Origin of the sequence: Pectobacterium versatile (genome assembly GCF_003932035.1) — a bacterium.
Lineage (GTDB): Bacteria > Pseudomonadota > Gammaproteobacteria > Enterobacterales > Enterobacteriaceae > Pectobacterium > Pectobacterium versatile.
The window spans coordinates 1,946,347-1,973,281 of the sequence record NZ_CP034276.1 but is presented as its reverse complement, the minus strand read 5'-3'; the positions used below and the strand labels follow the sequence as shown (position 1 = coordinate 1,973,281).

At 54.2% G+C, this 26,935-nt stretch carries 26 protein-coding genes, 1 pseudogene and 1 riboswitch; of the genes and pseudogenes, 7 read left to right on the top strand and 20 right to left on the bottom strand.

The genetic code is table 11. The features are described from left to right. Positions 1 to 7 precede the first annotated feature (7 nt). The 4 genes from EIP93_RS08935 to EIP93_RS08920 are packed head-to-tail and all read right to left on the bottom strand — an operon-like array spanning position 8 to position 5,150. Positions 8 to 1,039 (bottom strand): FecCD family ABC transporter permease, encoded by a 1,032-nt coding sequence (locus EIP93_RS08935; RefSeq protein WP_125232596.1) that lies wholly within the window; start codon positions 1,037 to 1,039, stop codon positions 8 to 10. After that, positions 1,032 to 2,021: a FecCD family ABC transporter permease gene (locus tag EIP93_RS08930; RefSeq protein WP_125232595.1), complete on the bottom strand. Its 990-nt coding sequence runs from the start codon at positions 2,019 to 2,021 to the stop codon at positions 1,032 to 1,034. Before EIP93_RS08930 ends, EIP93_RS08935 begins: the two co-directional genes overlap by 8 nt. Then, positions 2,018 to 3,037 (bottom strand): ABC transporter substrate-binding protein, encoded by a 1,020-nt coding sequence (locus EIP93_RS08925; protein ID WP_125232594.1) that lies wholly within the window; start codon positions 3,035 to 3,037, stop codon positions 2,018 to 2,020. Before EIP93_RS08925 ends, EIP93_RS08930 begins: the two co-directional genes overlap by 4 nt. Further along, positions 3,027 to 5,150 carry a TonB-dependent receptor gene (locus EIP93_RS08920; RefSeq protein WP_125232593.1) on the bottom strand — a complete coding sequence of 708 codons (2,124 nt, stop codon included), beginning with the start codon at positions 5,148 to 5,150 and terminating at the stop codon, positions 3,027 to 3,029. The genes EIP93_RS08925 and EIP93_RS08920 overlap by 11 nt, the downstream gene beginning before the upstream one ends. A gap of 553 nt (positions 5,151 to 5,703) precedes the next feature. Between EIP93_RS08920 and hlyD the strand changes: the two genes are divergently transcribed. From hlyD to EIP93_RS08900, 4 genes are read left to right on the top strand one after another with little or no spacing between them, the layout of a single operon-like run. Continuing rightward, positions 5,704 to 6,732 carry a secretion protein HlyD gene (gene hlyD / locus EIP93_RS08915; protein ID WP_125232592.1) on the top strand — a complete coding sequence of 343 codons (1,029 nt, stop codon included), beginning with the start codon at positions 5,704 to 5,706 and terminating at the stop codon, positions 6,730 to 6,732. Then, complete coding sequence (locus tag EIP93_RS08910) at positions 6,725 to 8,467, top strand: ATP-binding cassette domain-containing protein (RefSeq protein ID WP_125232591.1); 1,743 nt, start codon at positions 6,725 to 6,727, stop codon at positions 8,465 to 8,467. Before hlyD ends, EIP93_RS08910 begins: the two co-directional genes overlap by 8 nt. After that, on the top strand, positions 8,460 to 9,635 hold the full coding sequence (locus tag EIP93_RS08905) for an ABC transporter permease (RefSeq protein WP_125232590.1): 1,176 nt from the start codon (positions 8,460 to 8,462) through the stop codon (positions 9,633 to 9,635). Before EIP93_RS08910 ends, EIP93_RS08905 begins: the two co-directional genes overlap by 8 nt. Before the next feature lie 9 nt (positions 9,636 to 9,644). Next, entirely contained in the window at positions 9,645 to 10,781 is a 1,137-nt protein-coding gene (locus tag EIP93_RS08900) for an ABC transporter permease (protein ID WP_116585825.1), read from the top strand. A 71-nt stretch (positions 10,782 to 10,852) separates the two neighbouring features. On the opposite strand, the gene EIP93_RS08895 is transcribed toward EIP93_RS08900, so the two are convergent. From EIP93_RS08895 to moaA, 6 genes are all read right to left on the bottom strand, one after another. Then, a complete protein-coding gene (locus EIP93_RS08895; protein WP_010297658.1) occupies positions 10,853 to 11,560 on the bottom strand; it encodes a Bax inhibitor-1/YccA family protein in 708 nt (235 codons plus the stop codon). A 112-nt stretch (positions 11,561 to 11,672) separates the two neighbouring features. Then, positions 11,673 to 12,125, bottom strand: coding sequence for a molybdopterin synthase catalytic subunit MoaE (gene moaE / locus EIP93_RS08890; RefSeq protein ID WP_107333053.1), 453 nt, complete (start codon positions 12,123 to 12,125; stop codon positions 11,673 to 11,675). Between the two features lie 2 nt (positions 12,126 to 12,127). After that, positions 12,128 to 12,373 (bottom strand): molybdopterin synthase sulfur carrier subunit, encoded by a 246-nt coding sequence (gene moaD / locus EIP93_RS08885; protein WP_039512531.1) that lies wholly within the window; start codon positions 12,371 to 12,373, stop codon positions 12,128 to 12,130. Beyond that, positions 12,370 to 12,864 (bottom strand): cyclic pyranopterin monophosphate synthase MoaC, encoded by a 495-nt coding sequence (gene moaC / locus EIP93_RS08880; RefSeq protein WP_125232589.1) that lies wholly within the window; start codon positions 12,862 to 12,864, stop codon positions 12,370 to 12,372. The genes moaD and moaC overlap by 4 nt, the downstream gene beginning before the upstream one ends. An 18-nt stretch (positions 12,865 to 12,882) precedes the next feature. Next, positions 12,883 to 13,401, bottom strand: coding sequence for a molybdenum cofactor biosynthesis protein B (gene moaB / locus EIP93_RS08875; protein WP_109226153.1), 519 nt, complete (start codon positions 13,399 to 13,401; stop codon positions 12,883 to 12,885). A gap of 34 nt (positions 13,402 to 13,435) precedes the next feature. After that, a complete protein-coding gene (gene moaA, locus EIP93_RS08870) occupies positions 13,436 to 14,425 on the bottom strand; it encodes a GTP 3',8-cyclase MoaA (protein ID WP_010297668.1) in 990 nt (329 codons plus the stop codon). Next, positions 14,413 to 14,561, bottom strand: a riboswitch (molybdenum cofactor riboswitch). Its footprint overlaps the gene before it by 13 nt. Positions 14,562 to 14,847: 286 nt before the next feature. Between moaA and yvcK the strand changes: the two genes are divergently transcribed. Next, on the top strand, positions 14,848 to 15,780 hold the full coding sequence (yvcK, locus tag EIP93_RS08865) for a uridine diphosphate-N-acetylglucosamine-binding protein YvcK (protein ID WP_103861036.1): 933 nt from the start codon (positions 14,848 to 14,850) through the stop codon (positions 15,778 to 15,780). Here the strand turns inward: yvcK and EIP93_RS08860 are convergent. From EIP93_RS08860 to bioB, 10 genes are all read right to left on the bottom strand, one after another. After that, positions 15,756 to 16,187: a VOC family protein gene (locus EIP93_RS08860; RefSeq protein ID WP_103861037.1), complete on the bottom strand. Its 432-nt coding sequence runs from the start codon at positions 16,185 to 16,187 to the stop codon at positions 15,756 to 15,758. The two genes, yvcK and EIP93_RS08860, sit on opposite strands and share 25 nt — an antisense overlap. Positions 16,188 to 16,215: 28 nt before the next feature. Beyond that, the gene (gene uvrB, locus EIP93_RS08855; protein WP_103861038.1) at positions 16,216 to 18,228 is read right to left on the bottom strand and encodes an excinuclease ABC subunit UvrB; all 2,013 of its coding nucleotides are present in this window, start codon (positions 18,226 to 18,228) and stop codon (positions 16,216 to 16,218) included. Between the two features lie 764 nt (positions 18,229 to 18,992). Next, positions 18,993 to 19,436, bottom strand: a complete 444-nt coding sequence (locus EIP93_RS08850) for a hypothetical protein (RefSeq protein WP_225586224.1) — start codon at positions 19,434 to 19,436, stop codon at positions 18,993 to 18,995. A gap of 17 nt (positions 19,437 to 19,453) precedes the next feature. Then, the gene (locus EIP93_RS08845) at positions 19,454 to 19,897 is read right to left on the bottom strand and encodes a hypothetical protein (RefSeq protein WP_125232588.1); all 444 of its coding nucleotides are present in this window, start codon (positions 19,895 to 19,897) and stop codon (positions 19,454 to 19,456) included. Next, entirely contained in the window at positions 19,898 to 20,590 is a 693-nt protein-coding gene (locus tag EIP93_RS08840; protein ID WP_125232587.1) for a hypothetical protein, read from the bottom strand. A gap of 81 nt (positions 20,591 to 20,671) precedes the next feature. Further along, positions 20,672 to 21,151 (bottom strand): Hcp family type VI secretion system effector, encoded by a 480-nt coding sequence (locus EIP93_RS08835; RefSeq protein ID WP_125232586.1) that lies wholly within the window; start codon positions 21,149 to 21,151, stop codon positions 20,672 to 20,674. A gap of 272 nt (positions 21,152 to 21,423) precedes the next feature. After that, positions 21,424 to 22,104, bottom strand: a complete 681-nt coding sequence (gene bioD, locus EIP93_RS08830) for a dethiobiotin synthase (protein WP_125232585.1) — start codon at positions 22,102 to 22,104, stop codon at positions 21,424 to 21,426. After that, entirely contained in the window at positions 22,097 to 22,858 is a 762-nt protein-coding gene (gene bioC, locus EIP93_RS08825; protein WP_125232584.1) for a malonyl-ACP O-methyltransferase BioC, read from the bottom strand. Before bioC ends, bioD begins: the two co-directional genes overlap by 8 nt. Then, positions 22,839 to 23,996, bottom strand: coding sequence for an 8-amino-7-oxononanoate synthase (gene bioF, locus EIP93_RS08820; RefSeq protein ID WP_125232583.1), 1,158 nt, complete (start codon positions 23,994 to 23,996; stop codon positions 22,839 to 22,841). The genes bioC and bioF overlap by 20 nt, the downstream gene beginning before the upstream one ends. Positions 23,997 to 24,035: 39 nt before the next feature. After that, the gene (gene bioB, locus EIP93_RS08815; protein WP_102118725.1) at positions 24,036 to 25,073 is read right to left on the bottom strand and encodes a biotin synthase BioB; all 1,038 of its coding nucleotides are present in this window, start codon (positions 25,071 to 25,073) and stop codon (positions 24,036 to 24,038) included. Positions 25,074 to 25,168: 95 nt separating this feature from the next. Between bioB and bioA the strand changes: the two genes are divergently transcribed. Both bioA and EIP93_RS23080 read left to right on the top strand, forming a co-directional pair. Continuing rightward, on the top strand, positions 25,169 to 26,473 hold the full coding sequence (bioA, locus tag EIP93_RS08810; RefSeq protein WP_125232582.1) for an adenosylmethionine--8-amino-7-oxononanoate transaminase: 1,305 nt from the start codon (positions 25,169 to 25,171) through the stop codon (positions 26,471 to 26,473). Between the two features lie 277 nt (positions 26,474 to 26,750). Next, positions 26,751 to 26,930: pseudogene (locus EIP93_RS23080) on the top strand (GH12 family glycosyl hydrolase domain-containing protein); the annotation flags it as partial. Between the last annotated feature and the right edge of the window lie 5 nt (positions 26,931 to 26,935).

Sequence of the window (26,935 nt, the reverse complement as noted above, 5' to 3'; positions counted from 1 at the left end):
TGCGATCTCAGTAACGTTGCCGAAGCAGTAAATAGATAAAGAAAGGCGTCCCAAGCACGGAGATAAAAATACCGGCAGGCAGATCCAGAGGTAAGAACGCCGTGCGGCCAATCAAATCGGCCACCATCACCAGCAATCCGCCCGTCAGCGCCGACACCAGCGCCAGTCCGGGGAATGAACGGCTCGCCAACTTTTTCGCAATATGCGGAGCCAGCAGGCCGACAAACGCCATCGCGCCGGCATAGGCAATCGCCGCCCCTGCCAGCGCGACGCTCAGCGTCAGCAGCGCGAGCCGGATGCGCCCGACAGATTGCCCGACGCCGCAGGCCAGCGCGTCATCCAGCTCATGCACATTAACGTGTCGCGCCAGTCCCACCAGAAACGGCGCACCGAGCAGCAGCCAGCCCGCCAGCGCCGAGACATGCTGCCACTGTGCGCCATAAATGCTGCCCGTCAGCCAGACATAGGCCGTCAGCGTGGTGCCTATCGGGCTAAACACCAGCATCATGGTCACCGCCGCGCCCATAATGGCAGACAGCCCAACGCCGACCAGCACCAGCCGCAGCGGCGATGCGCCTTGTTTCCAGGCCAGCAGATAAATGGCGACGGCGGTGATCCACGCCCCACCCATCGCGGCTACAGGGAGCCAGCGCTGGCTTATCGCCGTCGCCAGAAACGAGAGAAAGAACACTGCCGCTGCCGATGCGCCGCTGGTAATCCCCAGAATATCCGGCGAGGCAAGCGGATTGCGCACAATGCTTTGCAGAATCAAGCCGGATATCGCCAGCGCGCCCCCCACCAACAGCGCCAGCAGCGCACGCGGCAACCGCAGGTCGTTGACGATAAAGTGCACGCCGCTGTCTGCCTTTCCCAACAGCCCAGGCATCACCTGCGCGGGCGACAGCACTACCTCGCCCAGCGACAGCGAGAGGAACACGACGGCTAACAACACCAGCAGCAGCGACAACGCCACCGCAGACGTGCGGCGATCAATCTGGCGCGATACCCTTCCCACGCGCACGGTATACACCTTACCCATGCCGCATTCCTCTTCTCGCCAAATAAATGAAGAATGGCGCCCCCAACAGCGCAGTCATTGCCCCGACCGGCACTTCCTGCGGCACGATCAGCAGACGCGAGGCGACGTCAGCCAGCAGCAACAGCGTGGCACCGAAAATAGCGCAGCCGGGCAGCAGCCAGCGATGATCGGCAGACAGCACGCGGCGCACAATATGCGGCACGATCAACCCGACAAAACCGATATTTCCGGCTATCGCCACCGCGCCGCCCGCCAGCCCGATCACGCACAGCCCGGACAGCGCACGCACCAGCGCCGTTCGCTGTCCCAGCCCTTTGGCGATCTCGTCGCCTGCCACCAGAATATTCAGGTGACGCGCCAGCAGCAGCGCGAGCAATAGCGCGATAACAAAGTACGGCAGGAGCGGTAACAGCATCGACAGGCTGCGGCCGGACACCGACCCGGCTAGCCAGAACAGCATGCTGTCCAGCCCGTCCTGATTGATCACCAGCAACGCCTGCGTAAACGAAATAAACAGTGCGCTAATGGCGGCTCCGGCCAGCACAATGCGTAAGTGGCTAGAACGAGCGTTGCCCAGCGTTCCCAGCACGTACACCATGACGCCAGCAACGGCCGCGCCCAGATAGGCCGTCCACGCCAGCGCGCTCTGCGAGGAAAAGGTAAATAGCGAAGACAGCAGAACGATGGTAAACATGGCTCCCGCATTAATGCCAAATATCCCCGGCGAGGCCAGCGGGTTGCGCGTCAGCGCCTGCATTAGCGCGCCGGCAACGGCAAGGCTGGCACCGACAACGATGGCAATCACCGTCCGCGACAGGCGGGTCGTCAGCACCAGAATGTGATCGATCTGCTGAGGATCGTAATGGAATAGCGCGTTGAACACGGCGCTAAATGAAATCGTCGACTGCCCCAGCATCAGGCTGGCGACGATAATCAGCAGCAGCAATACGACACCCACTGCCGTCACGATGCACTGTCTCATCGCGTCTGACTCTCCTTGGTGATATCGGTTTTTTTGCCCGCAGTCTCAGCTTTGCCAGCAAACTGACTTTCGATATCATCCAGCATATTATTCGCGCCCAAAATACCGCCAGACAGGCTCCAGGCCACGTTATCCACCGGATAAACCTGTTGCTGCTGAGGCGCATGCAGCCGCTGCCAGAGCGGATGAGCCTGCCAGTCACGATAGTTCTGCGCTACCGCGGGCTTGTCTGACCGCAGCAAAACAAAGAACAGATCGGCATCCACCACCGGAATGCTCTCTTTGCTCGTAAGCTTTTGCATCACGCCTGACGTATAGCTTTCCGGCCGCGACCAGACAAAACCAATTTCCGACAGCACCGATCCAGCAAAGCTGGCGGGCAGATAGGTACGCAGGTGATCTTCACGGAATTCGAGAATAGACACGCTGAGCGGCCAGCGTTCGCCAAACCGGGCTTTCAGCCTGTCGCGCAGGGAATCCACGCGCCGATCCCAATGGGATAAAATCTCGTTTGCCTTATCTTCCCGATTCAGCGCCACACCCATCATCTGCACCGTTTCTTTAAATTCAGACACCCTGTCCAGCGCAATTGTCGGCGCGATCTGCGACAGCAGACCGTAGATTTTCTCATGCCGAAACGTAGACGCCACGATGAGGTCAGGTTTGAGTAGCGCGATGGTTTCCAGACTGGGCTGCGTTTCCAGTCCAACCTGCGTGACGCCCTGCAAGGCGGGGCGAAGGTAGCGATAAATCGGCTTCTCCGTCCACGATTCCACCACGCCAATCGGCTTGATTCCCAGCGCGACGGCAGAGTCCGTCGCGCCCTGAAACAGCGTCACGATACGCAGCGGTGTCCCTGTTACCGTGGTCACGCCCAGCGCGTGCCGAATCTGACGCGGCGACTCAGATGCCTGCGCCAACGTCACCAGCAGAAAAGACAACAACACGGCCAGCGCAAAACGCGGTCGTGTTGCTGAATTGAGGACGGAATTAAATCGGTTAAGCTTAGAAATCAATCGAATAACCCAGCGTCACCGTGCGTCCACGCCCAGAGAAATAGCGAGTGTTGTTATTGAGCGCAGCCTGTGAGTAATACGTAATGTATTGCTTATCCAGCAGGTTAGCCACCGCGACATTGAGGCGACCATAAGGCAGTTTGTACCCCACGGCAGCATCCATCAGCAGGTAGCCGTCAAACGCCATGCCCGCATCGTCAAAGCTGCGGCCAAAGGCGTAATTTGCCTGCACGAATGAGCTCCATTGGTCATTCCAATTCGCTGACCAGCTTGTGATAAGGCGATCCGGTGCGATATTCAAGCCGTTGAATTTCTTATCCACCTTACCATCGCCATTGCTGTCATACTTCCCCTCGCTATGGGCATAAGAAGCATTAATTTTATGCTGCTCGTTAATTTGGTAGCCGGCACTGACTTCTACCCCACGGATCTGGGTACGCTGACGTTGGGACACAAAGACATCACCTTGTGCCAGAACGCGTTCGCCCAGTTTTGATTTGGACTCATAGTAGCTGGCTTCAAAGTCAAACTTATCACGCTTAAAGCGGAAACCTGTCTCTACGTTATCCGTCACAATCGGCTTAAAGCCGTCAAAATTTTTCAGGCTAATACCGGGTTGATCAATGGCACGCAACGCACGACCCACATCCGGCATGCCGAATCCTTCGGAGTAGTTGGCAAACAGGCTGAGTGAATCCGTCGCGGCATAGACGATACCGGCGTTATACAGTGTCTCATTAAATTTCGGACTCCCCCCTGCTACGGATACACTATTATCTGCCTGAGAGGCCGTACTGGAGGCCAGCGTTCGATAATCATTAACCTGAAGCTTGGCAATTTCATGGCGTACGCCCGCGTGCAATGTAACGTTATCCAGCAGTTGATATTCAGCCTGAACAAACGGTGAATAGTTGGTGTATTCCATCTCCGGCACATAGGTACGCTTGGTCAGATAGAGATCCTGCTTGCCCTTATCGTACAGCGTATCGAAACCCACCGTGACTTTCAGCGTGTCATCCAGCAAATCGTCTTTAGTCAGCGCCAGCTTGGTGCCGTACTTATTGGCAACGGAGCGGGACTGATCGTACAGCGTATTTAGAGGAGCAATGGAGGTATCCTGAAAGGTATCCGACAAGGTTGCACCAAACAGTGCCTCATAGCGCTGATTAAACACCAGCGCGGACAGTTTCATCCCTGCCAGATCGTGGTGTTCGTAGGTTAATCCCGTTGTCCAGATACTGTTATTCGGCGCTTCACCCGGTGGCGTACCGCGTACCGACGTGGTAGGAATACCGAGCCTGCGCACGCCGTCAACGCTAAGGTAGTCATTGTCACCTTTGATATGATAGCGGTTCACGCTCAGTTGAACGCGCTGATAGTCATCCAGCCAGTAGCCGACTTTCGCTAACAGGTCGTAAGAGCGGGAGTCCATGGTGTCACCCTGCGTGTTATCCACGCCGACAGGGCGATTGTTACCGTCCAGATACAGCCCCTGATTCTCATAGCCAATCGCGAACAGGTAGTCGAGATAATCTTCACGTCCGTCGACCCGATAGGTGGTTTTATAGCTGGCAGTTTCACCGCGAATTTTCTCCGTCGGGATCGTGGTTTGCACATTGACGTGCTGGTTAAATGAGCCGTTTTCCGGTCGACGGGTGATGATGTTAATCACGCCCCCCGTCGCGCCCATGCCGTTGGTCGCGTTGGCACCGTGGATGACTTCAATACGCTCGACCATCGAGTAGTCTATCGTGTGCATTTCACGCCCGGTCGGACGCAACGGGTTGGATTGCGGAATGCCGTCGATCATCACCAGCGCCGCACGACCGCGGAAGGTTTCACCGCTGCCGCTCATTTTCTGCCGGCTGGGGGAGAACGAAGGCAGCAGATTGCTCAGAATTTGCGACGAGTCGGAGGTGACCTGCATCTGTTGCTCGATTTGCTCTTTGGTAATCACGGTGACCACCTGCGGCGCTTTCTGCTGCTGGATATTCGAGCGTGAGGCGGTAATTACCATCTCATCGCCGCTCGCCTCATCCTTTTTGGTCGTGTCATCCTGTGCATACGCCGGAGCAATCAGCACGCATGGCATCAGTGCGAGTAAAGTACGCATCTGGTTCACTGTCCTTCCCCTTTGGTTATGTATCCAACCGTGAATAAAAGTCATTACCGGTGACGGGTGGCTTATCTAAAAAACAGGCACCGCGACACAGACAAAAAAATGCCAAAATGCTTCGTTTCACGCGAAACATCTTGGCGGGTTATGATCGGTTCAGGCATTGAACGCAGGGATTTTCACTCTGTACGCCGCGCCAGTGCTGCCAGATCACTATATCGGTGCAATAAAGATGTAATTGCTAATAACAATTATTATCATTCAACGGGATAAATTACAATTTTTTCGAATTCCTTCCATTTTTTTAACAAAATAAAGGCGTTACGCCAGATAACGTCGGTATTGCGCAAAAACCTCGACCGGATGTAACGCATTTTTGTGATCTCGATCACTCTAAATCGTCATAAACCCCTGTAACCCGTCATATGATTAATAACCTTCAGAAATAAGAGACGACCTGCCCTCTTAACGGCCTGCGGGATTGCTACCGCCGACAAGCACACCGCTGATAAACAAGGAACTATGCTTGATAAACAAGGAACTATGCGTGATGAACAAGAGAAAACTGGCGTTCGCCGCCCTCGTCCTTATCCTGCTCGGCGTGGGTTACGGCTTTTATCACCATCAGAAGCAGCAGGAAAAACCGCTCACGCTCTACGGCAATATCGATATCCGCACCGTCAATCTGGCCTTTCGCGTCGGCGGCAGAGTGGCAAAGTTGAACGTAGATGAAGGCGATGCCGTACAGGCAGGCCAGCCGCTGGCAACGCTCGATGCCGCGCCTTACCTGAATGCACAAAACCAGGCACAGGCGAATCTCGCCAGCGCGCAAGCACAGCTTCAGCTTGCGCAGGAAGGCTACCGGCAGGAAGAGATCGCGCAGGTGCGATCCCAGGTTGTCCAGAGTCAGGCGGCCTATGATTACGCCAACAGCTTCTACCAGCGTCAGCAAGGGCTGTGGGACAAACGCGCGATTTCCGCCAACATGCTGGACGATGCCAGAACTACGCGCAATCAAGCGCTTGCAACACTACAGGCGGCGAAAGACAAGCTGAGCCAGTTCGAAAGCGGCAACCGACCGCAGGAAATTGCCGCCGCGCAGGCGGCGGTGGCACAGGCCGAAGCCGGACTGGCGCAGGCGACACTGAATAAACAGGATGCCGAACTGCTTGCGCCGTCTCCCGGCGTGATCCTCACTCGCGCCGCCGAAAAAGGCAGTATGCTGGCATCGGGCAGTACCGTTTTCACCCTCTCCCTCACTCGCCCGGTTTGGGTTCGTGCCTACGTGAGCGAGAAAGATCTCGGCCGTGTCGTGCCCGGTAGTCAAATGCTGATTTACACCGATGGCCGCCCCAATCAGCCTTATCGCGGTAAAGTCGGTTTTGTCTCACCCAGCGCCGAATTCACGCCGAAAAGTGTCGAAACGGAAGATCTCCGCACCGATCTCGTTTACCGACTGCGTATTGTCGTTACCGATCCCGATAATGGATTACGGCAAGGGATGCCGGTCACGCTGCGTTTTGAGGATGCGTACACTGGAGATGCCAATCGCGCCAACGAGCCCGCTCGTCATGACTAATGCTTCTACGCAGATTACGTTGGACGGGCTGGAAAAACGCTTCGCCGGACAGGAAAAGCCCGCACTCGCCAGCCTCACCGCCGAGATACGCAGCGGTGCGGTTACTGGATTAGTTGGCCCCGATGGCGCGGGTAAAACCACCCTGCTGCGCATGCTGGCAGGATTATTAACGCCCAGCCACGGAACTCTGCGCGTGGCGAATCTGGATCCCATCAAAGAGGATCGTCAGCTCCATGCCATTTTGGGCTATATGCCGCAAAAATTCGGCCTGTATGAAGATCTGACGGTGATGGAAAACCTGACGCTGTATGCCGATTTGCGCGGTATCACCGGCGATGTGCGCAAAGAAACCTTTGACCGCTTGCTGTCATTTACCGATCTGACACGCTTTACCGACAGGCTGGCAGGCAAACTGTCTGGCGGTATGAAACAAAAGTTGGGGCTAGCCTGTACGCTGCTGGGGCAGCCTAAGGTGCTTCTGCTGGATGAACCGGGCGTGGGCGTCGACCCGATCTCTCGCCGCGAACTGTGGCACATGGTGCACGAACTGGCCGACGACGGCATGTTGATCCTGTGGAGCACGTCTTACCTCGATGAAGCTGAGCAGTGTCGGGATGTACTGCTGCTGAACGAGGGCGAACTGCTGTATCGCGGTGCGCCACGCGATCTGACCGCGCGCATGGCGGGACGCTGTATTTTGATTGATACCGGCGATCGCCGACATCGGGATGTATTGCAGGAAGCGCTGCGCCTGCCACAGGTCAGCGACGGTGTGATTCAGGGGCAGTACGTCAGGCTGATGCTGAAACCCGACGCGGATCGGGCATCGCTGCTCTCCGCCTTGCATCTGGAAGCTGGCAGCCTGCACGACACCGATCCGCGCTTTGAAGATGCGTTTATCGACCTGTTGGGCGGCGGCCCGGCCAGTGATTCATCGCTGGCGAGCATCATGCCGCAGATTGACGTCAGTCGTGGCGAAACGGTGATTGAAGCTCAGGCGCTAACGAAAAAATTTGGTGATTTCGCTGCAACCGATCACGTCAGTTTTCAGGTGAAGCGAGGAGAAATCTTCGGCCTGCTCGGCCCGAACGGCGCGGGAAAATCGACCACCTTCAAGATGATGTGCGGCCTGCTGGTGCCGACTGACGGCAAAGCGCTGGTGCTCGACATGGATCTGAAAACCAGCTCCGGTAAAGCCCGTCAGCATTTGGGTTATATGGCGCAAAAATTCTCGCTCTACGGCAACCTGACCGTCGAACAGAACCTGCGATTTTTCTCCGGCGTCTATGGGCTCAAGGGCAAAGCGCAGCGCGATAAAATGGCCGGAATGACCGACGCTTTCAACTTCCAGCCCATTTACCGCCAAACACCGGACGCCCTACCCTTGGGGTTCAAGCAACGACTGGCACTAGCCTGTGCGCTGATGCACGAACCCGACATTTTGTTTCTCGACGAACCGACCTCCGGCGTCGATCCGCTAACCCGGCGTGAGTTCTGGATACATATCAACGGCATGGTCAACCGTGGCGTCACGGTGATGGTCACCACGCACTTTATGGACGAAGCTGAATACTGCGATCGCATCGGACTGGTGTATCGCGGCAAGCTGATCGCCAGCGGCACGCCGGACGAACTGAAACAGCAGGCGGCCAGCGTACAGACACCATCGCCGACGATGGAGGAAGCGTTTATTGCGCTGATTCAGGCGTACGACGAGGAGGCGAAACATGGTTGAACAGAATAGGCCTGAGCAGGATAAAACAAGCCAGCGCGGCAGCACGCATTTCTCCACGCGTCGCCTGCGGGCGCTGTGCCTGAAAGAGACGCGCCAAATCTTGCGCGACCCCAGCAGCGGGCTGATTGCGTTCGTCATTCCGCTGCTGTTGCTGTTTATCTTTGGCTACGGCATCAATCTGGATTCCAGCCGCCTGCACGTCGGTATCCTGATGGAGCAGCAGAGCGAAGACGCACGCGATCTGGCGAATACTTTCGCGGCGTCGCCGTTTATCGAGCCGACCATCAGCAATAATCGTCAGTATCTGATCCAACAGATGCAGGCTGGCAGCATTCGCGGCTTGATCGTCATCCCCACTGACTTTGCTGAACGGCTGGCGAGGCCAGGCGATCGCGCGCCGATCCAGGTCATCACCGACGGCAGCGAACCTAACACGGCGAATTTTGTGCAGGGGTACGCGGAAGGCATCTGGCTACTTTGGCAACAGCAGCGAGCGGAAGATCGCGGTTATTCCTTTGAGCAGCTTATCGAGGTGCAATCGCGCTACTGGTTTAATCCAGCCGCCATCAGCCAACATTTCATTATTCCCGGCGCGATTACCATCATCATGACGGTGATTGGCGCGATTCTCACCTCGCTGGTCATCGCCCGCGAATGGGAGCGTGGCACGATGGAGGCACTGCTCTCTACGCAGGTCACCCGTGCCGAGCTGCTGCTGTCCAAACTCATCCCCTATTACTTTCTTGGGATGACCGCCATGGCGCTGTGTATTCTGGTCTCAACCTTCATCATGCAGGTGCCCTATCGCGGTTCGCTGATTTTGCTGTTTGTTATCAGCAGCCTGTTTCTTGCCAGTACGTTAGGCATGGGGCTGCTCATCTCCACCCTCACCCGCAACCAGTTCAACGCCGCAATGGTGGCGCTGAATGCCGCATTTCTGCCTGCCATCATGCTGTCTGGCTTTATTTTTGAAATCGACAGCATGCCGGAATTTGTCCGCGGTGTGTCGTACCTCATCCCGGCGCGCTATTTTGTCAGCACGCTGCAAACGCTGTTTCTCGCGGGGAATATCGGTACGGTACTGATGACTAACCTGCTGTTTCTGATTCTCTCCGCGATAGTCTTTATTGGCCTGACGGCCTGGAAAACCCGGCGCAGGCTGGATTAGGGAGCCACTATGCTACATCGTCTGTGGACGTTGATTATTAAGGAATTGCAATCGCTGCTGCGCGATCCGCAAACGCGAGCCATTCTCGTGATGCCCGTGATCCTTCAGGTTTCGTTGTTTCCTTTCGCCGCGACGCTCGACGTCACCAATGCGACCATTGCGATTTACAGCGAAGACAGCGGCTCACACGCCATAGAGCTGACACAGCGCTTTGCCAAGGCGAAATCCTTTTCTCACGTACTGATGCTGCATAACTCGCAGGATATTGCACCGACGCTGGATAATCAGCACGCGCTTCTTATTCTGCGTTTCCCCGCGCAGTTTTCGCGCGATATCGCCAGCGGGAACAGCGCATCGCTCCAGCTTATTCTGGACGGCAGACGTTCCAACAGCGCGCAGATCGCCGCCAACGCCGTGCAGCACATCGTGCGTGATTATCAGTTGGAATTGCTGGCGGTAAGACCGGCTCAAAACGCCGCCACCCAGAACGATTCAAATCCAAACAACAGCGAGCTGGTGGTACGCCACTGGTATAACCCGAATCTGGACTACAAATGGTTTGTGGTGCCGTCGCTGATTGCCATGATCACCACTATTGGCGTGCTGATTGTCACGGCGCTCTCAGTGGCACGTGAGCGGGAACAGGGCACGCTGGAACAACTGCTGGTTTCGCCGCTCTCCACCAGCCAGATATTTATTGGCAAAGCCATCCCCGCGCTGATTGTCGCCACGTTTCAGGCTACGATCGTGCTGCTGGCGGGCATATTGATTTTCCACATACCCTTCGCCGGATCGCTGCTGCTGTTTTACACCACGATGCTCATCTATGGCCTGTCGCTGGTGGGCTTCGGTCTGCTGATTTCCTCACTCTGTTCAACGCAGCAGCAGGCGTTTATCGGCGTGTTCGTCTTCCTGATGCCCGCGATCCTGCTTTCCGGCTATGTGTCACCGGTTGAGAACATGCCGATATGGTTGCAGCACATCACCTGGGTTAACCCGATTCGTCACTTCACCGACATCACCAAGCAGATTTACCTCAAGGATGCTGACTTCAGCATTATCTGGGGCAGTCTATGGCCGCTGTTCATCATCACGCTAACCACTGGCTCGGCAGCCTACGCCATTTTTAGACGGAATATCGCGTAATAGCAGGTAAGAGGAAAAGATAGGTAGGAAGCTGTCTGGCGCGGGGAACCGCACCAGACAGGAGAGATAAATTAACGACGGTTACCGAAAATACGCAGCAGCATCAGGAACAGGTTGATGAAGTCAAGATACAACGTCAACGCGCCCACGATGGAGTATTTACGGAAGCTGTCTTTGTCATCAACGGACAGCTGCTCGCCGATATTTTTCAGCTTCTGGGTGTCATACGCGGTCAGGCCGACAAACACCACCACACCGATATAGGTTACTGCCCACATCAGCGCTTCGCTTTTCAGCCACAGGTTCACCAGCGAAGCCAGAACAATCCCGATCAGCGCCATGAACAGCATGCTGCCAAAGCCGCTCAAATCACGCTTCGTGGTGTAGCCGTACAGGCTCATCGCTCCGAACATCCCTGCCGTAATCACAAAGGTGCTGGCGATGGATTCACCGGAGTACATGATGAAAATGCTGGAGAGCGTCAGCCCCGTCAGCGCGGAATAAAGCATAAACAGCGACGTGGCGACCGTGCCGCTCAGGCGCTGCACCATGCCGGAAATCACAAAGACCAGCCCCAGTTGGGCAATGATCAGCCCGAAGAACGTGATCTGGCTGGAGAAAACAAAATTCAGTACGGCAGGCGTATTCGCCGCATACCAGGAGACGAACGCCGTCAGCAGCAGGCCGCAGGTCATCCAGCCATAAACTTGTGCCATATAGGCTTGGAGACCAGACTGCGAGCGCTCAACGATTGAACCCGAGCGTGGATATCTGTCCATGATGTTACCTTTGCATAAAGTTATCTGATTAACGCGGCGCGAACCGCCTGATTGGGGGATCGAGACGGAATATTCTCTCCCCGCCATCCTTTTATCCTAACACAGAAATGGACTACCAGCGCTGTGCGGCCTGTTTATCGCTGTCGCGTGATTCCACCCAACGCTCACCTTCCGGCGTCGCTTCTCGCTTCCAGAATGGCGCGCGGGTTTTCAGGTAATCCATAATGAATTGGGCGGCATCAAACGCCGCGCTGCGGTGAGCGGCACTGACGCCAACGAACACAATTTCATCCCCCGGATAGAGTGCTCCTACCCGATGAATCACACTTACACGCGGCAGTTCCCAGCGCTCGCGTGCCAGCTCAACAATCTCCGCCAGCGCCTTTTCCGTCATGCCGGGGTAATGTTCCAGCGTCAACGCGCTAACGTTTTTCGCCAGGTTGTGATTACGCACTTTACCGGTGAACGTCACCACCGCGCCGTCTTCATCACACTGCGCCAGCCACTGATATTCATCCCCTACGTTGAAGTTATCTTCGCCGACCAGAATACGTGTTTCTGCCACGATCAACCTCCTGTTACCGGTGGGAAAAACGCCACTTCATCGCCGTCCTGTAACGGATGTGTGAGCTCAACCAGCGACTGGTTCACTGCGGCCAACAGCTTGCCCGCCTCCAGTGCCAGCGCCCAGCGCGCGCCGCGTTGGCATAGCGCCTGTCGGACGTCCTCTACGGTGGCATACTCAGCAGGCAGCGACAGGCTGTCTGTCTCGATCAGTTCACGGACTTGTGCAAAAAACAGAATCGTAATCATGCTCCCTCCGCCGTAAAGTCACCGGATTTGCCGCCGCTTTTCGCCAGCAGGCGCACCGGACCAATCACCATGTCTTTCTGCACGGCCTTGCACATGTCATAGATGGTCAGCGCAGCAACAGAAGCCGCCGTCAGCGCTTCCATCTCCACGCCGGTTTTCCCCGTCAGGCGACACACGGATTCGATACGAACGCGATTGTGCTCCGGCTGCGCTTCCAGCTCGACAGCGACTTTACTCAGCAGCAGCAGATGGCAAAGCGGAATCAGTTCCCAGGTACGTTTCGCCGCCTGAATTCCGGCGATGCGCGCGGTGGCGAACACGTCGCCCTTGTGGTGGCTGCCAGCAATAATCATCGCCAGCGTTTGCGGTGCCATTTCAACGAAAGCTTCCGCGCGGGCTTCACGCACGGTTTCAACTTTGGCGGAAACATCTACCATCGCGGCTTCGCCAGCGGCGTTAATGTGGGTCAATTGTGGCTTAAGTGATGACATAGTGAATAAGGCTTACCGTTAAGAGGATTTTTTCAAGTGCGGGTAAAAATTGCACGGCTTCTGGCGCGCATCCAGCTGTTCCTGAATGATACGTTCCCATGCGGTTCGACAGGCGCGAGTCGAACCCGGTATGGCGAAAATCACCGTCTGGTTAGCCAGACCGGCAAGCGCGCGGGATTGCAGCGTCGCCGTGCCAATATCTTCATACGACACCATGCGAAACAGCTCGCCGAAGCCTTCAATTTCCCGATCGAACAAGACGTCAATGGCTTCCGGCACCACATCTCCAGCCGTAAAGCCCGTCCCGCCATTAATCAAAATGCCCTGCACCTCGTCGCTGGCAATCCACGCCGAGATCTGTGCCCGAATCTGGTACAGATTCTCTTTCACGATGGCGCTGTCGACAATGCGATGCCCTGAGGACTGCGCCGCTTCGCGCAGATAGTCACCGGAGGTGTCATCTTCCGCCGTACGGCGTTCGGACACGGTTAGAACCGCAAGATTGAGAGAAACGAATTCGCTGCTGACTTTGCTCATGTCAGGCTCCTTTAAGAATCAGTGATGTCGCGGATTAACCGCCGATAAATGACAGGTTTTGCGTGATGCCGCTATTCCCTTCATGCAGGAAATGGGTCTGCTTTTTCGCCGATAGCCCGCCCGAGATACGCATTTTCAAATCATCGAGGTGACGATCGTCGGCCAGCAAATCACGCAGCGGAATGCCCTGTTCGCCAAAGAGACACAGATGAAGATTACCCACAGCGGATACGCGCAGACGGTTGCAGCTCAGGCAGAAATCTTTCTCATACGGCATAATCAGCCCGATTTCTCCCTGATAGTCGGGATGGCTGAACACCTGAGCCGGGCCGTCGCTGCGTGCACGTTGCTGCTGCTGCCAGCCTTGTTGCAGCAGTTGCTGACGGATCACCTCACCGGAAACGTGGTGACGGCGGAACACGTCGCCCCCTTCCCCTGTTTCCATCAGTTCAATAAAGCGTAGTTGAATCGGGCGATGTTTAATCCAGTCGAGGAAAGTTTGTAGGCTACCCGCGTTCACATCGCGCATCAGCACCGTGTTGACTTTGACCTTGGCAAAGCCACAGTCAAAGGCCGCATCAATACCGTCCATCACCTGCCGGAATTTGTCCTGCCCGGTAATCGCATGAAACTGACGTGCATCAAGGCTGTCGACGCTGACATTCAGCGCCGTCAGGCCTGCATCTCGCCACTGAGCAACGTCGCGTGCCAAACGGTAGCCATTGGTGGTTACCGCCAGCGTGCGGATAGCAGGGTTTTCACGGATTGCCGCAATGATATCGACAAAGTCACGGCGCAAAGACGGTTCACCACCGGTGAGGCGAACTTTTTCCGTCCCTAATTCGGCAAAGGCGCGGCTGACGCGACGAATTTCATCGAGTGATAAAAAGCGATGTGGATTCGTACCATTGGCCTGATAGCCATCCGGCAGACAGTAGGTACAGCGAAAATTGCAGACGTCTGTAATAGACAGACGCAAATAGTAGAACTTGCGCGCAAACGCATCAGTCAGTTGACTCACCATAAACACCTTTCCAAATACGGGAGATGCAGGCATTTCTGCCTCGCACCCTGGTGACCGCGAAGGCCACGGCCAGGGCACCGTATCACGCGCAACAAGCGCATCACTTAGGCACCAAGGCTAGGAGTTTGATTCCTATCAGTTATCCGTTAAACAGCCGCGAGATAACCGCTCAAGAATCGTGATTTCATTAAGCAGTCTACTGCGAAAAAGCACAGTCAACCACTCTCAAAATCGATATATAATTAAATATATAGCGAATTTTCAATATCTTATGGTGTACAGCATACGGAAAAATACGCGGCAGAAATTGTCTCAGGTCATGCCTGCGTGAGGATTTTTCGCGTTTTAAGGTGAAATCAGCTACCTTAGCGACGATTGTCACATGTTATTCATATTACTCTGGCTCATCCATAAGGTTTTCTATGCGCAATCGCACGTTGGCCGACCTCGACAGGGTTGTCGCACTCGGAGGCGGGCACGGTTTAGGTCGTGTGATGTCTTCGCTCTCTTCCCTGGGTTCACGGCTAACCGGCATTGTCACGACGACAGATAACGGCGGTTCAACTGGCCGCATCCGTCGTTCTGAAGGCGGCATTGCCTGGGGCGATACCCGCAACTGTCTGAATCAACTGATTACGACGCCCAGCGTGGCATCCGCAATGTTTGAGTACCGGTTTAACGGTAACGGTGAGCTTGCCGGACACAATCTGGGTAACCTGATGCTAAAAGCGCTCGACCACCTGAGCGTCCGCCCACTGGAAGCCATCAATCTGATTCGCAACCTGCTCAAGGTAGATGCTTTTTTAATTCCGATGTCCGAGCATCCTGTCGATTTGATGGCGATTGATGAACAGGGCAACCCCGTTTATGGTGAAGTCGAGATCGATCAGCTGGCAGCCTTGCCGCAGGATTTGATGCTGTATCCGGCAGTAAAAGCCACGCGCGAGGCGATTGATGCTATCGCAAAAGCCGACCTGATTTTGATTGGTCCCGGCAGCTTTCTGACCAGCCTGATGCCGCTGCTGCTGCTGGAAGATCTGACACAGGCGCTCCGTCGTACGCCCGCCCCCATGGTATACATCGGCAATCTGGGCAATGAGCAGAGCAACCCCGCTGCCCGCCTGACGCTGGTGGAGAAGTTATCCTGGATTGAACACAAGGTAGGGAAACCCGTGGTTGATGCCGCGATTGTCGGTCCAAAAGTCGATATCAGCCAGATTGGTGACCGTCTGGTCGTGCAGCAGGCGCTGGCCGCAGAAGATGTTCCTCACCATCACGACCGTGAGTTACTGCGCCAGGCCATCGATCGTGCACTACAGCTGCTGGGCTCTCAATCCCGCAACCACGGCGTATAAGTCACGCCAATCAGAATGCCTTCGGGACTCAGGAAACGCGTGACCTGCTGTCCCCAAGGCTCAAGACGGTTTTCCACCAGTAACACATAGCCTTGCGCTTTCAGCGTGCTGGTCGCTTCCACCATGTCAGCCACTTCGAACTCCAGCCAGCTTTGCGGTTCCGGAAGATCCGCAGGCCAACTTCCGTGCCCGAAACAGGATTCGCTAGCCTGTGAAAGCGGCCATAGCGCGAAATGCTTCACGCCATCCATCTCATCGCTCACCAGATAGTCGCTCCCTTCCGCAACGGGCTTCAGTGGCAACTTCAGCGTATCGACATAAAGCGCATGGCTGTCAGAAAGGGATTTCACGATCGGCCCGAAACCCGCCACAAACAGCACTTCTACTCCCGGTATAGTCTGATCCATCATTGATCCTCAGTGAGTGCTTGCACCGTTAGGATACGGCGATAAATTGTGCGCGCAGTGCGTGTACTTCATCGCGCAGAGCGGCCGCCTCTTCAAATTCAAGGTTCTGCGCGTGCGTCAACATCTTGCTTTCCAGCTCGCGAATTTTCAGCTCCAGTGCCTTCGGCGTCATGAGTTCATAACGTGCTGCTGGCTCTGCCGCTTTACGACTGCCACGCCCTTTGCCTTTGTTCGTCGGCTTACCGAGTTGCAGGATATCGGAGATCTTCTTATTGATGCCCTGCGGCACAATGCCGTGCTCGGTGTTGTAGGCTTCCTGCTTCTCGCGGCGACGCTCCGTTTCACCAATCGCTTTCGCCATCGATGCCGTAATCCGGTCGCCGTAGAGAATGGCTTTGCCACGCAGGTTACGTGCCGCACGCCCAATCGTCTGGATCAGGGAACGTTCAGAGCGCAGGAAGCCTTCTTTATCGGCATCCAGAATCGCCACCAGCGACACTTCAGGCATATCCAGCCCTTCACGCAGCAGGTTGATACCTACCAGTACGTCGAACTCGCCAAGACGTAAATCACGAATGATTTCCACGCGCTCGACGGTGTCGATATCCGAGTGCAGATAACGTACCCGCTCGCCGTGTTCTTCCAGATATTCCGTCAGGTCTTCCGCCATGCGTTTGGTCAGCGTGGTCACCAGTACCCGCTCATTAATCGCGGCACGCAGACGAATTTCGGAAAGCAGGTCATCCACCTGTGTCCCAACAGGCCGTACTTCGATGATCGGATCGAGCAACCCAGTGGGGCGCACTACCTGATCGATCACATCACCGCCCGATTTTTCCAGTTCATAGTTACCCGGCGTCGCAGACACGTAGATCGTCTGTGGAGCAAGTGCTTCAAACTCTTCAAATTTCATCGGTCGGTTATCCAGCGCTGAAGGCAGCCGGAAACCGTATTCGACCAGCGTTTCTTTACGCGCGCGGTCGCCGCGATACATACCGCCAATCTGAGGCACGGTGACGTGGGATTCATCAATGACCAGCAGCCCGTCCGCAGGCAAATAGTCAAACAGCGTCGGTGGCGGCTCGCCGGGGCCACGACCGGAAAGGTAGCGTGAGTAGTTTTCGATACCGGAGCAGTAACCCAGTTCGTTCATCATTTCCAGATCAAACTGGGTGCGCTGACTCAACCGCTGCTCTTCCACCAGTTTGTCATTAGCCAGCAGCACCTTTTTACGGTCGGCCAGTTCAACCTTGATGTCTTCCATCGCCTGCAAAATACGCTCACGCGGCGTGACGTAGTGCGTTTTGGGATAGATGGTATAGCGCGGCACCGTTTGGAGAACATGGCCCGTCAGCGGGTCAAACAGCGACAACCGCTCCACTTCTTCATCGAACAGTTCAACGCGCAGCGCGATTTCATCAGATTCCGCAGGGAAGATATCGATCACCTCACCGCGCACGCGGAACGTACCGCGCTGAAACGCCTGATCGTTACGGGCATACTGCAATTCGGCCAGACGCCGCAAAATAGCCCGCTGGTCAATCAGCATCCCTTGCGTCAGATGCAGCATCATTTTCAGATAGAGATCGGGATCGCCCAGACCATAGATCGCGGATACCGAGGCCACGACGATGACATCGCGCCGCTCCAGCAGCGCTTTTGTCGCGGAAAGGCGCATCTGTTCGATATGTTCGTTAACCGACGCATCTTTTTCAATAAAGGTATCCGAGCTGGGAACGTAGGCCTCTGGCTGATAATAGTCGTAATACGACACAAAGTACTCGACGGCATTATCGGGAAAGAATTCTTTCATTTCGCCGTACAGCTGGGCTGCCAGCGTTTTATTTGGTGCCAGCATCATCGTCGGCCGATTGAGGTCGGCAATCACATTGGCGATCGTGAACGTCTTACCTGAGCCCGTTACCCCGAGCAGCGTTTGGTGCGCTAACCCGTCTTCCAGACCCTCTTTTAAACGACGAATAGCCTCAGGCTGATCGCCTGCCGGTTTAAAGTCGGAATTCAGTGTAAATACTTTACTCATCGTTAAGCACGCTACTTATCGTTATTACCCATCGCTCAATGCGAGGTTCGTGGGTGGATGCTCAGAACTTTATTCTGAATGCCAATGATGAAATTCGCCACCGCAATGATACTGGATATAAAAACAGCATCAAGGGAATTATCGCTGGATTGGATGATTAATCGACAAATGAATTTGCTAGCACATCCATCTTCAATCTACCAGATAAAATCATCGTGATTTATCCCCAGATTTGGTAAAAATGTAACATCCGGAGATGGCCGGTGACGCTAATTTATGCAACTACGCCCCATTGATGTTCAAGACGCTTGATTTTAATTAAGTACATGATAATAAATAGTTTAACAAAACCGTGGAGAATAACGTCAACCTGGCGACAGGCCGCGCCAGCTCTCGGTTAGGCTGTGTTGTCTATCCATAATTCACATAGTTATCCACAGAAATGGTGGATAACTCCCACAACCCCGCATCAGCACTGAGTTAGAGAAATACCCGCTTCATTCGCAATCCCCCCTGATATGGATTTTCTTCACACTCTTTCTGTGATTTATCGCATAAGTATTAGACGGAAAAAGACTAAAAACAGTAGAGGGCTAAATCGCAACAATTCAGGCATAGCGGGGAGTTAGGGGAAAATTCAAGAAGGTTTTAGCTATTAATCGGCATGAAAATGTAGGTTTTACACTCATGAAACAGATGGCGGTAAAAAACAACAAAAACCGTTGCTTGATTAAACGCAGACGAAGGTTTGCCAACAGTCACCATCACAGTTGTCTTGGCAGTACAACCTCCATACCAACCCTTTTTCCCTTAGCGTCGACAAAAATCACTACCGTTTTTGTTTTATCCTTGCTCAGCCATTCTTCGCCGTTTCCCTCCACCTTCTCAAGGGTGCAGCCGATGGAAATAAGGTAGTCTCTCAATGAGTCAATATCCGCGGTGTTTTCAAAATATACTGCGCTCACTTCCGATGCTGGGCCCTCTTGAGGTGCGTTCACAAACTGATAAACCGCCGATATACGAGGTACACCTTTGACGATATCGTCAGTAAGCTCTTCGTAGAGAGCTTTGTCTTCCATAGTGTAATGTTTACTTTCAAGATCGAAGCCTGAAAACAACCACCACAACAATCCCGCCGCCACGCAACAAGCGATGCCCAAGTCGCACAGTAATCGATATAGCCTCGCCATTTCTTCCCCCAAAAGCACTCATGTCTCCCAGTTCATCACCACCACCACGGTGGCGGCAATCGAATTTCCAAATCCACTGTTTTTCCCTCTGGGTCGACAAAAATCGTTATTGCTTTGGTCTTATCCTTACTTAGCCAGTTTTCGACATTTACTTCCGTCCTATCAAGGGTACAACCGATGGAAATAAGGTAGTCTCTCAACGAGGTAACATCCGTGGTGTCTTCAAAATACACCGCGATCACTTCCGATGCCGATCCCTGTGGTGGATAGTAAACAAACCGATAATTTGTCGAGATACGCGGCGCGCCTTTGACAATATCGTCAGTGAGCGTTTCGTACAGGGCTTGATCCTCCACTGTGTAAAATTCAATACCAGAATCAAAACCAGAATCAGAACCAGTCGAAAACCACCACAACAGCCCCACAGCGATGAGACAACCCATAAGCAGATTTTGCAGCAAACGATATAGCGTCGCCATTTACCCTCCTGAAAAATTCAGGTGCCACCCGGTTCCATCATCAATCACAATATCAACCCGTTCAGACGGAACGGAAGTGTAGGGTTTTATTCTCGTCATAAATGCAGGCAACACGCCGAAATAGGGCTGCGCATTCGGGTTCAGCTCTGGATCGGGGAAGAGCAGCGGCCTGAATGATTTATTCTTGAAAGCCCCGATAGAACCGTAAAAATCCCAGCGTTTTAATGCCTCATCCCTACTAATCGGTTTGAGTTCAGAGAAGTAATGTATGCCATCAACGACGCGATAAAAGCCCAATAAATCCGAGACGAGATCTTCGGCGCTAAACCCGCTTTCTGTGAAAAAATTAAACGGAAAGCCATCTTGGAACCCCTCAAAACGGGGAGCGACTGCCATCATCATCGCTAACGCGATGCTGAACTGCTCGCTCCGTGACACGCCTTTCTTGATGCGCCAGACGGTATATTTAGATGTACCGACTCTCTTCCTAAATTTCCGCATATCCTGGAAATATTTCACATCGTAATACGGTTTTCCCCCACTCTCACCTGCCTCAAATTGAGGTAACAACTTTCTGATATCGTCGCCCTGAGCATGACCCAAATCAACCCAGCCAAGCACTTCAGTATAAATTAGTCCACGCTTGCCCAACGTTGCTGCTGGACCATCAACAATCTCCGAACGTTTACTCATAAAGTCCTCAATGCGTCCTTATTTACGGACTGCAGCGCAGGAAAATAGAAACAGCCAGAATGAAATGAATCAGTCATCACTTCACATAACGGTATCTTGCCAGAACAGATAGGAACTGGTGCGTGCAACCACATGTTCCCATTCAATGGTGTGAAATTTAAAAGACACACTTTCACTTGGCTGTAAATCGTTATGCGTCAAAGAATTAGGATATACAGCATTAATGCCAGAAATAATTCCGCCTAATAACCTTATTTTGAAACACAGCTCATTACCGCCCGCCATTACTGTCCGATAAAGAGACAGTTCACAGGTTAATTTTTCTTTATCGCCCAGAGATTGGGATAATAGCGGCGTGGATTTATCGATGGGTTTTCTGATTTGGAGGGGATAGGATGAGACGTTATCTTCCCGCATAACGCTGGTATTTAATTCGTAAACAAAAATCTCATCTTCGTGTCCAGACTGATGCAGGTTGCCTATCGACGCCATGGTGGAGCACCCTGCTGATATCAACCCTTGTTTATCACCATTAAGTGAAAGATAAATAATGTTTGCCATGATACATTCCTTGGATCATGTTAGTTATTCGCGTAAGTATTTTAATAAAAAAAACATACAATAAATGTTACGAAATTTATTCTATCACTATTATTTCACGAACGACCAGAAATTAATAAAATGTGGCTTTAAAAAACAAATGGATTAGCGCTTCTATTAAAAACATCGCGTTAATCCATTGAGTCAGGAAATAATAAATAACACCATTATCATTTGGCATAAAATAGTCAGCCAATAATAAAAAAACATCCCAACGTTTTTAGTGGCGTTACTTATTTCGCTAATAACCCAATATCAACGTACTGCCCCAGATTATGTTGCTGAAGATCCGATACATAAGGAATTTCGCCCAGCATCGGCGCGGGCAGGTGCTGTTGCAGCGTTTGCAGATATGGTTGATGCCATTTTCCAGGTGGCGTGATGTCATTTGCAATCCAGCCGCCAAGACGCAGGCCAGCGTGTTGAATGGCGTGGGCCGTTAGCATCGCGTGGTTGATACAACCTAGCTTGATACCGACCACCAAAATCACGGGAAGCTGTTCCTGAACGACCCAGTCGGCAAACGTGTCCTGCTCCGACAGCGGCGTAAACCACCCGCCAGCCCCTTCGACCAACAGCCAATCCGCCTGCGTTTCTAATGTCCGTAGCCCTGCGGACAGCACCGAGAGATGGATAGGCCGCTGCTCTACCGCACTGATAATATGCGGTGAGGTCGGTTCCATAAACGCCAGCGGGTTCACCGCCTGATAATCCAGCCGGACGCTGCTATTGGCCTGAAGCGCCAGCGCATCGCTGTTGCGAATGCCATCAGCCGTCATTTCACAGCCGGACGCCACGGGTTTATAGCCTGCGGTGCGGTATCCGGCCTGATTCGCAGCCTGAAGTAGCGCCATACTGGCGACCGTTTTCCCGACTTCGGTATCCGTGCCCGTCACAAACCAGCGCTCAATCACGATAAATCACCCCATAAACCAGTTGATAGCTGAGCGGGTAGCCGCCCTGTTCTTGCGGATAATGAGCAGACAACGCCGTCAGACGCGCCCGGCTCAATAGCCCCGGCGCACGCCCGTCGTGCAACCAGGTCGCACCAATCCCCTTCAGCGATTTCATCAACGCCAATACATCTGGGAAAAAGCAGACCTCACGTTCTTGAACCACATGATGGCGATAAGGCTGACAGGCTACTTCGATAGCAGAGAGCGACAGAAAGCGATTCGTCCGCTGTGTGCCGTCCAGACTCTGCCACGCCTGCGACAATTCACTTAAGGAACCGTCCGCCAGCGTCGCAAACGCAATCACGCCCCCCGGTCGTGTAACCCGATACAGCTCGGCCAGCGCACGCGGTAACGAATCGCACCACTGCACCGCCAGATTGCTGTAGCTGATATCCACACAGCAATCCGCCAGCGGCAGGTTTTCGATATCGCCTTCCAGATAACGATCGGCAACGTGCTGCTCACGGGCATGCGCCAGCATGTCCACCGACAAATCCAGCGCAGTCACATTCTTGCCAGCCTGACGCCAGTGGCGGCTAAAATGCCCGGTTCCGCAGCCCGCATCCAATACCTGTAAACCGCTGTGCGACGGCATCAGCGCCAGCAGGCGTTCTCCGCTGGTGCGTTGCAGTTCGGCAAAGCGGTCGTAGCACCCTGCTGCTCGCCCAAACGCCTGCGCAATCGCCTGCTTGTTATAGTTTTCTGTCAGCATGGTGTAATACCGTAAGCAAGCGACTGATATCTTCCGGCTGGTGTTCCGCCGTCAGCGTAATGCGCAGACGTGCGCTGCCGACAGGCACTGTTGGTGGCCGCATCGCACTGACCCACACGCCCTGTTCACGCAGATGACTCATCAGTGCCATTGCCCGCGCATTCTCACCAACAATCAGCGGCTGAATCGCGCTCTGTGAATCCATCAATTGATAGGACGAGTTGGAGAAACCCGCGCGGAACTGGGCGATGTTGCGTCGTAGCGCATCACGCCGCGCGTCGCCCTGCCGGACACAGTTAACTGCCGCGCTCAGCGCACAGGCCTGTGCCGCTGGCATCGAGGTGCTGTAAATCAAATGACGAGCGAATTGCAGGAAGTACTCGGCCAGCGGTTCGGCGCACAGTACCGCCGCCCCGCTCACGCCAAACGCCTTGCCGAACGTGACAATCAGCAGTTCGGGTTTGACGCCCTGCAGCCAACAGCTCCCGCGCCCTTCATCACCCAGCACGCCAATCCCGTGCGCATCGTCCACCATTAGCCAGGCATCGTGCGCCCTGCACTGATTTTGCAGCGCCGACAGCGGCGCGGTATCGCCATCCATGCTGAAAACGCCTTCGGTCACCACCAGCGTCTGGCCGTCCGCAGGTTTCTCTAGCAGCGTTTGCAGATTATCAGGCTGATTATGTTTAAAGCGCCGCAGGGTCGCGGGTGACTGTGCAGCCGCTTCCAGTAATGAAGCGTGACTGAGCTTATCGGCAAAGATACGGTCTTCTGACTGTGCCAACGCGGCCACCACAGCCTGATTCGCGGCATAGCCGGAAATAAACAGCAGCGCACGCGGATAACCCAACCAGTCGGCAAGCTGACGTTCCAGCGCGGCATGAGCATCGGTATAGCCCGTCACATGCCCGGAACCACCGCTGCCAATACCGTATTGCTCAGCGCCCTGCTGCCAGGCGCGCACAATCTCCGGGTGGTGACTCAACCCCAGATAGTCGTTGCTGGAAAAATTCAGGTAGCAGCGGTCGCCCTGCATCAGCCAGCGCCCGCTGCCGCCTTGATTCACCCGCCGTACGCGGTAGGCATCATCGCGCTGGCGTTGTACCAGCGCGGCGTCAATACGTTGCTGCCAGCTCATGATTCAGCACGCCTTGCCCGACGGTTTGCAGGCTGGACGTTATACCGCAGCATTATAAAATTGCTCGCTATCGGCGTTAACCAGTTGTTCCGCCAACCGCTGTTGCTGTTGGTTATCCCCGTATTCGGTCGCCGTCTGCTGCGGATTCAGACCCAGTTTGAGGAACAGCGCCAGATCTTTGTCTTCTTTCGGGTTTGGCGTCGTGAGCAGTTTGCAGCCGTAGAAAATGGAGTTCGCCCCCGCCATAAAGCACATCGCCTGCGTTTGTTCGCTCATCTGCTCACGTCCGGCGGACAGGCGTACATAGGAAGCCGGCATCATGATACGCGCAACGGCAATAGTACGAATGAAATCAAACGGATCGACATCATCGTTATCCGCCAGCGGCGTGCCTTTCACCTTAACCAGCATGTTGATCGGCACGCTTTCCGGCGGCGTCGGTAGGTTAGCCAGTTGCACCAGCAGCCCGGCGCGATCGCGCACGGTTTCCCCCAAACCAACGATGCCGCCGGAACAGACTTTAATGCCCGCGCCGCGTACTTTACCCAGCGTATCCAGACGCTCTTGATATGTGCGGGTCGTAATGATGCTGCCGTAAAATTCTGGCGAGGTATCGAGGTTATGGTTATAGAAATCCAGTCCGGCAGAGGCCAAACGCTCGGCCTGATCGTTGTGCAGCGTTCCCAGCGTCATGCAGGTTTCCATCCCCATCGCTTTAACGCCTTGCACCATCTGTTCCAGATACGGCATGTCGCGCTCGTGCGGGTTTTTCCACGCCGCGCCCATACAAAAGCGCGTCGATCCTGCAGCTTTCGCCTGACGGGCTGATTCCAGCACCTGTTCAACCTGCATCAGGCGCTCGGTATCAATCCCGGTGCGATAGCGGGAGCTCTGCGGGCAATATTTACAGTCCTCAGGGCAGGAACCGGTCTTTATCGACAGTAACGTACTGACCTGCACCTGACGGGGATCAAAATGCTGACGGTGGATCTGCTGCGCTTCAAACATCAGTTCCAGAAATGGTTTATTAAATAAGTCTTGCGCTTGCTCAAGCGTCCAGTACATGCGGTCAGCCATCTCGGCATCTCCAAACTAAAAACGTTTCGCCAGTGTAAATTAACCCGATATACTGTCAACCAAATAGAATCCATTTTGGTTGACGAAAGATCATCATGAGCCCGGAAGACATTGCTTTTGACCAGCGCCACATTTGGCATCCCTACACCTCAATGACCGAACCGCTGCCCTGCTATCCGGTGATCGCGGCTAGCGGCGTCGAGCTTCAGCTGGATGACGGACGTCGCCTGATTGACGGCATGTCATCGTGGTGGGCGGCGATTCACGGCTACAACCATCCGGCGATCAATCAAGCGGTGCAGGCTCAGCTCAGCCAGATGTCGCATGTGATGTTTGGCGGGATCACCCATCCGGCGGCGGTGGCACTGTGCCGCCAACTGGTGGACATCACGCCAGAAGCACTGGAATGCGTTTTTCTGGCGGATTCCGGCTCGGTGGCTGTCGAAGTGGCGATGAAAATGGCGCTGCAATATTGGCAAGCACGGGGGGAAACCCGTCAACGCTTTCTCACCCTGCGTCACGGCTATCACGGTGATACCTTCGGTGCGATGTCCGTGTGCGATCCGCAGAATTCGATGCATAGTCTGTATCAGGGCTACCTGCCTACCCATCTGTTTGTCGATGCGCCGCCCTGTGCCGCTATCAACGAAGGCGGTTTTACCGACGAGTGGCAGGAAGCCGATATCGCGCCGCTACAGGCGATGGTGTCGGCGCACGCTCATGAGATCGCGGCCGTCATTCTGGAACCCATCGTGCAGGGCGCGGGCGGGATGCGCTTTTATCATCCGGCCTACCTGCATCGGGTGAGGGAACTGTGTGACCAGTGGGGCATTTTGCTGATTGCCGATGAGATCGCTACCGGATTTGGCCGCACCGGCAAGCTGTTTGCCTGCGAGCATGCAGGCATTTCTCCCGATATTATGTGTCTGGGAAAAGCACTTACCGGCGGCTATATGACGCTCTCCGCTACGCTGACCACCCGGATAGTCGCTGAAACCATCAGCAACGGTGCGGCAGGCTGTTTTATGCACGGCCCCACATTTATGGGCAATCCGCTCGCCTGCGCGGCAGCCAGTGCCAGTTTGTCGCTGTTGGCGGAGAACCGCTGGCAGCAGCAAGTGCAAAATATTGAGCGGCAGTTGCGAGACACGCTGCAATCCTGCGCGGATTCTCCGCTGGTGGCTAACATTCGCGTGCTGGGTGCTATCGGCGTGGTGGAAACACAGCGTCCGGTCAATATGGCGCGACTACAGCGTTTCTTTGTCGAGCGTGGCGTCTGGATTCGACCGTTTGGCCGACTCATTTATCTGATGCCGCCGTTTATCATTCAGCCTGATGAACTGCGTAAGCTGACCGACGCCGTCTGTGCGGCCATCCGTGATGAACAGCTATTTGACTAACCGGTAAGCCAAGGCGCACGCACTCGTGCGCCGCAAAAAATGCCCTCTATTTTCATCTCACATGATAACCATTCATTACCGCTCTTATAATTATGCACACGAATAAGTTTTTCATTTTATTCATGGTTGGCGTATTGAATTACTCTGACACCGATGAAATAAATATAAAATGTTAAGCACACCACAGTTTATATTCAACCAACCGTAGACACCTGATGAATACGTGTTAGATTTTAACGTGAAACACCTCAAGCATATATTTAAAAGGAGATTTATTATGCTTACAGTAAATAAGAAACCACACCGTATATTCCACACATTATTTCCCGTATTATTTTCTGCCTTGTTACTCTCCCCATTCACCGCTTCTGCGGTCAGTTCCTCCAAAGACGCCGACAAACTCTATTTTGAGAATAATAAATATTATGTATTCAATAACGTCTGGGGAAAAGATCAGGGCCG

What these genes read in the sequence shown, in the direction of transcription:
- EIP93_RS08935 (WP_125232596.1), bottom strand. Translation starts at nt 1,039, where the DNA reads ATGGGTAAGGTGTATACCGTGCGCGTGGGAAGGGTATCGCGCCAGATT.
- EIP93_RS08930 (WP_125232595.1), bottom strand. Translation starts at nt 2,021, where the DNA reads ATGAGACAGTGCATCGTGACGGCAGTGGGTGTCGTATTGCTGCTGCTG.
- EIP93_RS08920 (WP_125232593.1), bottom strand. Translation starts at nt 5,150, where the DNA reads ATGCGTACTTTACTCGCACTGATGCCATGCGTGCTGATTGCTCCGGCG.
- hlyD (WP_125232592.1), top strand. Translation starts at nt 5,704, where the DNA reads ATGAACAAGAGAAAACTGGCGTTCGCCGCCCTCGTCCTTATCCTGCTC.
- EIP93_RS08910 (WP_125232591.1), top strand. Translation starts at nt 6,725, where the DNA reads ATGACTAATGCTTCTACGCAGATTACGTTGGACGGGCTGGAAAAACGC.
- EIP93_RS08905 (WP_125232590.1), top strand. Translation starts at nt 8,460, where the DNA reads ATGGTTGAACAGAATAGGCCTGAGCAGGATAAAACAAGCCAGCGCGGC.
- EIP93_RS08900 (WP_116585825.1), top strand. Translation starts at nt 9,645, where the DNA reads ATGCTACATCGTCTGTGGACGTTGATTATTAAGGAATTGCAATCGCTG.
- EIP93_RS08895 (WP_010297658.1), bottom strand. Translation starts at nt 11,560, where the DNA reads ATGGACAGATATCCACGCTCGGGTTCAATCGTTGAGCGCTCGCAGTCT.
- moaD (WP_039512531.1), bottom strand. Translation starts at nt 12,373, where the DNA reads ATGATTACGATTCTGTTTTTTGCACAAGTCCGTGAACTGATCGAGACA.
- moaC (WP_125232589.1), bottom strand. Translation starts at nt 12,864, where the DNA reads ATGTCATCACTTAAGCCACAATTGACCCACATTAACGCCGCTGGCGAA.
- moaB (WP_109226153.1), bottom strand. Translation starts at nt 13,401, where the DNA reads ATGAGCAAAGTCAGCAGCGAATTCGTTTCTCTCAATCTTGCGGTTCTA.
- moaA (WP_010297668.1), bottom strand. Translation starts at nt 14,425, where the DNA reads ATGGTGAGTCAACTGACTGATGCGTTTGCGCGCAAGTTCTACTATTTG.
- yvcK (WP_103861036.1), top strand. Translation starts at nt 14,848, where the DNA reads ATGCGCAATCGCACGTTGGCCGACCTCGACAGGGTTGTCGCACTCGGA.
- EIP93_RS08860 (WP_103861037.1), bottom strand. Translation starts at nt 16,187, where the DNA reads ATGGATCAGACTATACCGGGAGTAGAAGTGCTGTTTGTGGCGGGTTTC.
- uvrB (WP_103861038.1), bottom strand. Translation starts at nt 18,228, where the DNA reads ATGAGTAAAGTATTTACACTGAATTCCGACTTTAAACCGGCAGGCGAT.
- EIP93_RS08845 (WP_125232588.1), bottom strand. Translation starts at nt 19,897, where the DNA reads ATGGCGACGCTATATCGTTTGCTGCAAAATCTGCTTATGGGTTGTCTC.
- EIP93_RS08840 (WP_125232587.1), bottom strand. Translation starts at nt 20,590, where the DNA reads ATGAGTAAACGTTCGGAGATTGTTGATGGTCCAGCAGCAACGTTGGGC.
- EIP93_RS08835 (WP_125232586.1), bottom strand. Translation starts at nt 21,151, where the DNA reads ATGGCAAACATTATTTATCTTTCACTTAATGGTGATAAACAAGGGTTG.
- bioC (WP_125232584.1), bottom strand. Translation starts at nt 22,858, where the DNA reads ATGCTGACAGAAAACTATAACAAGCAGGCGATTGCGCAGGCGTTTGGG.
- bioF (WP_125232583.1), bottom strand. Translation starts at nt 23,996, where the DNA reads ATGAGCTGGCAGCAACGTATTGACGCCGCGCTGGTACAACGCCAGCGC.
- bioB (WP_102118725.1), bottom strand. Translation starts at nt 25,073, where the DNA reads ATGGCTGACCGCATGTACTGGACGCTTGAGCAAGCGCAAGACTTATTT.
- bioA (WP_125232582.1), top strand. Translation starts at nt 25,169, where the DNA reads ATGAGCCCGGAAGACATTGCTTTTGACCAGCGCCACATTTGGCATCCC.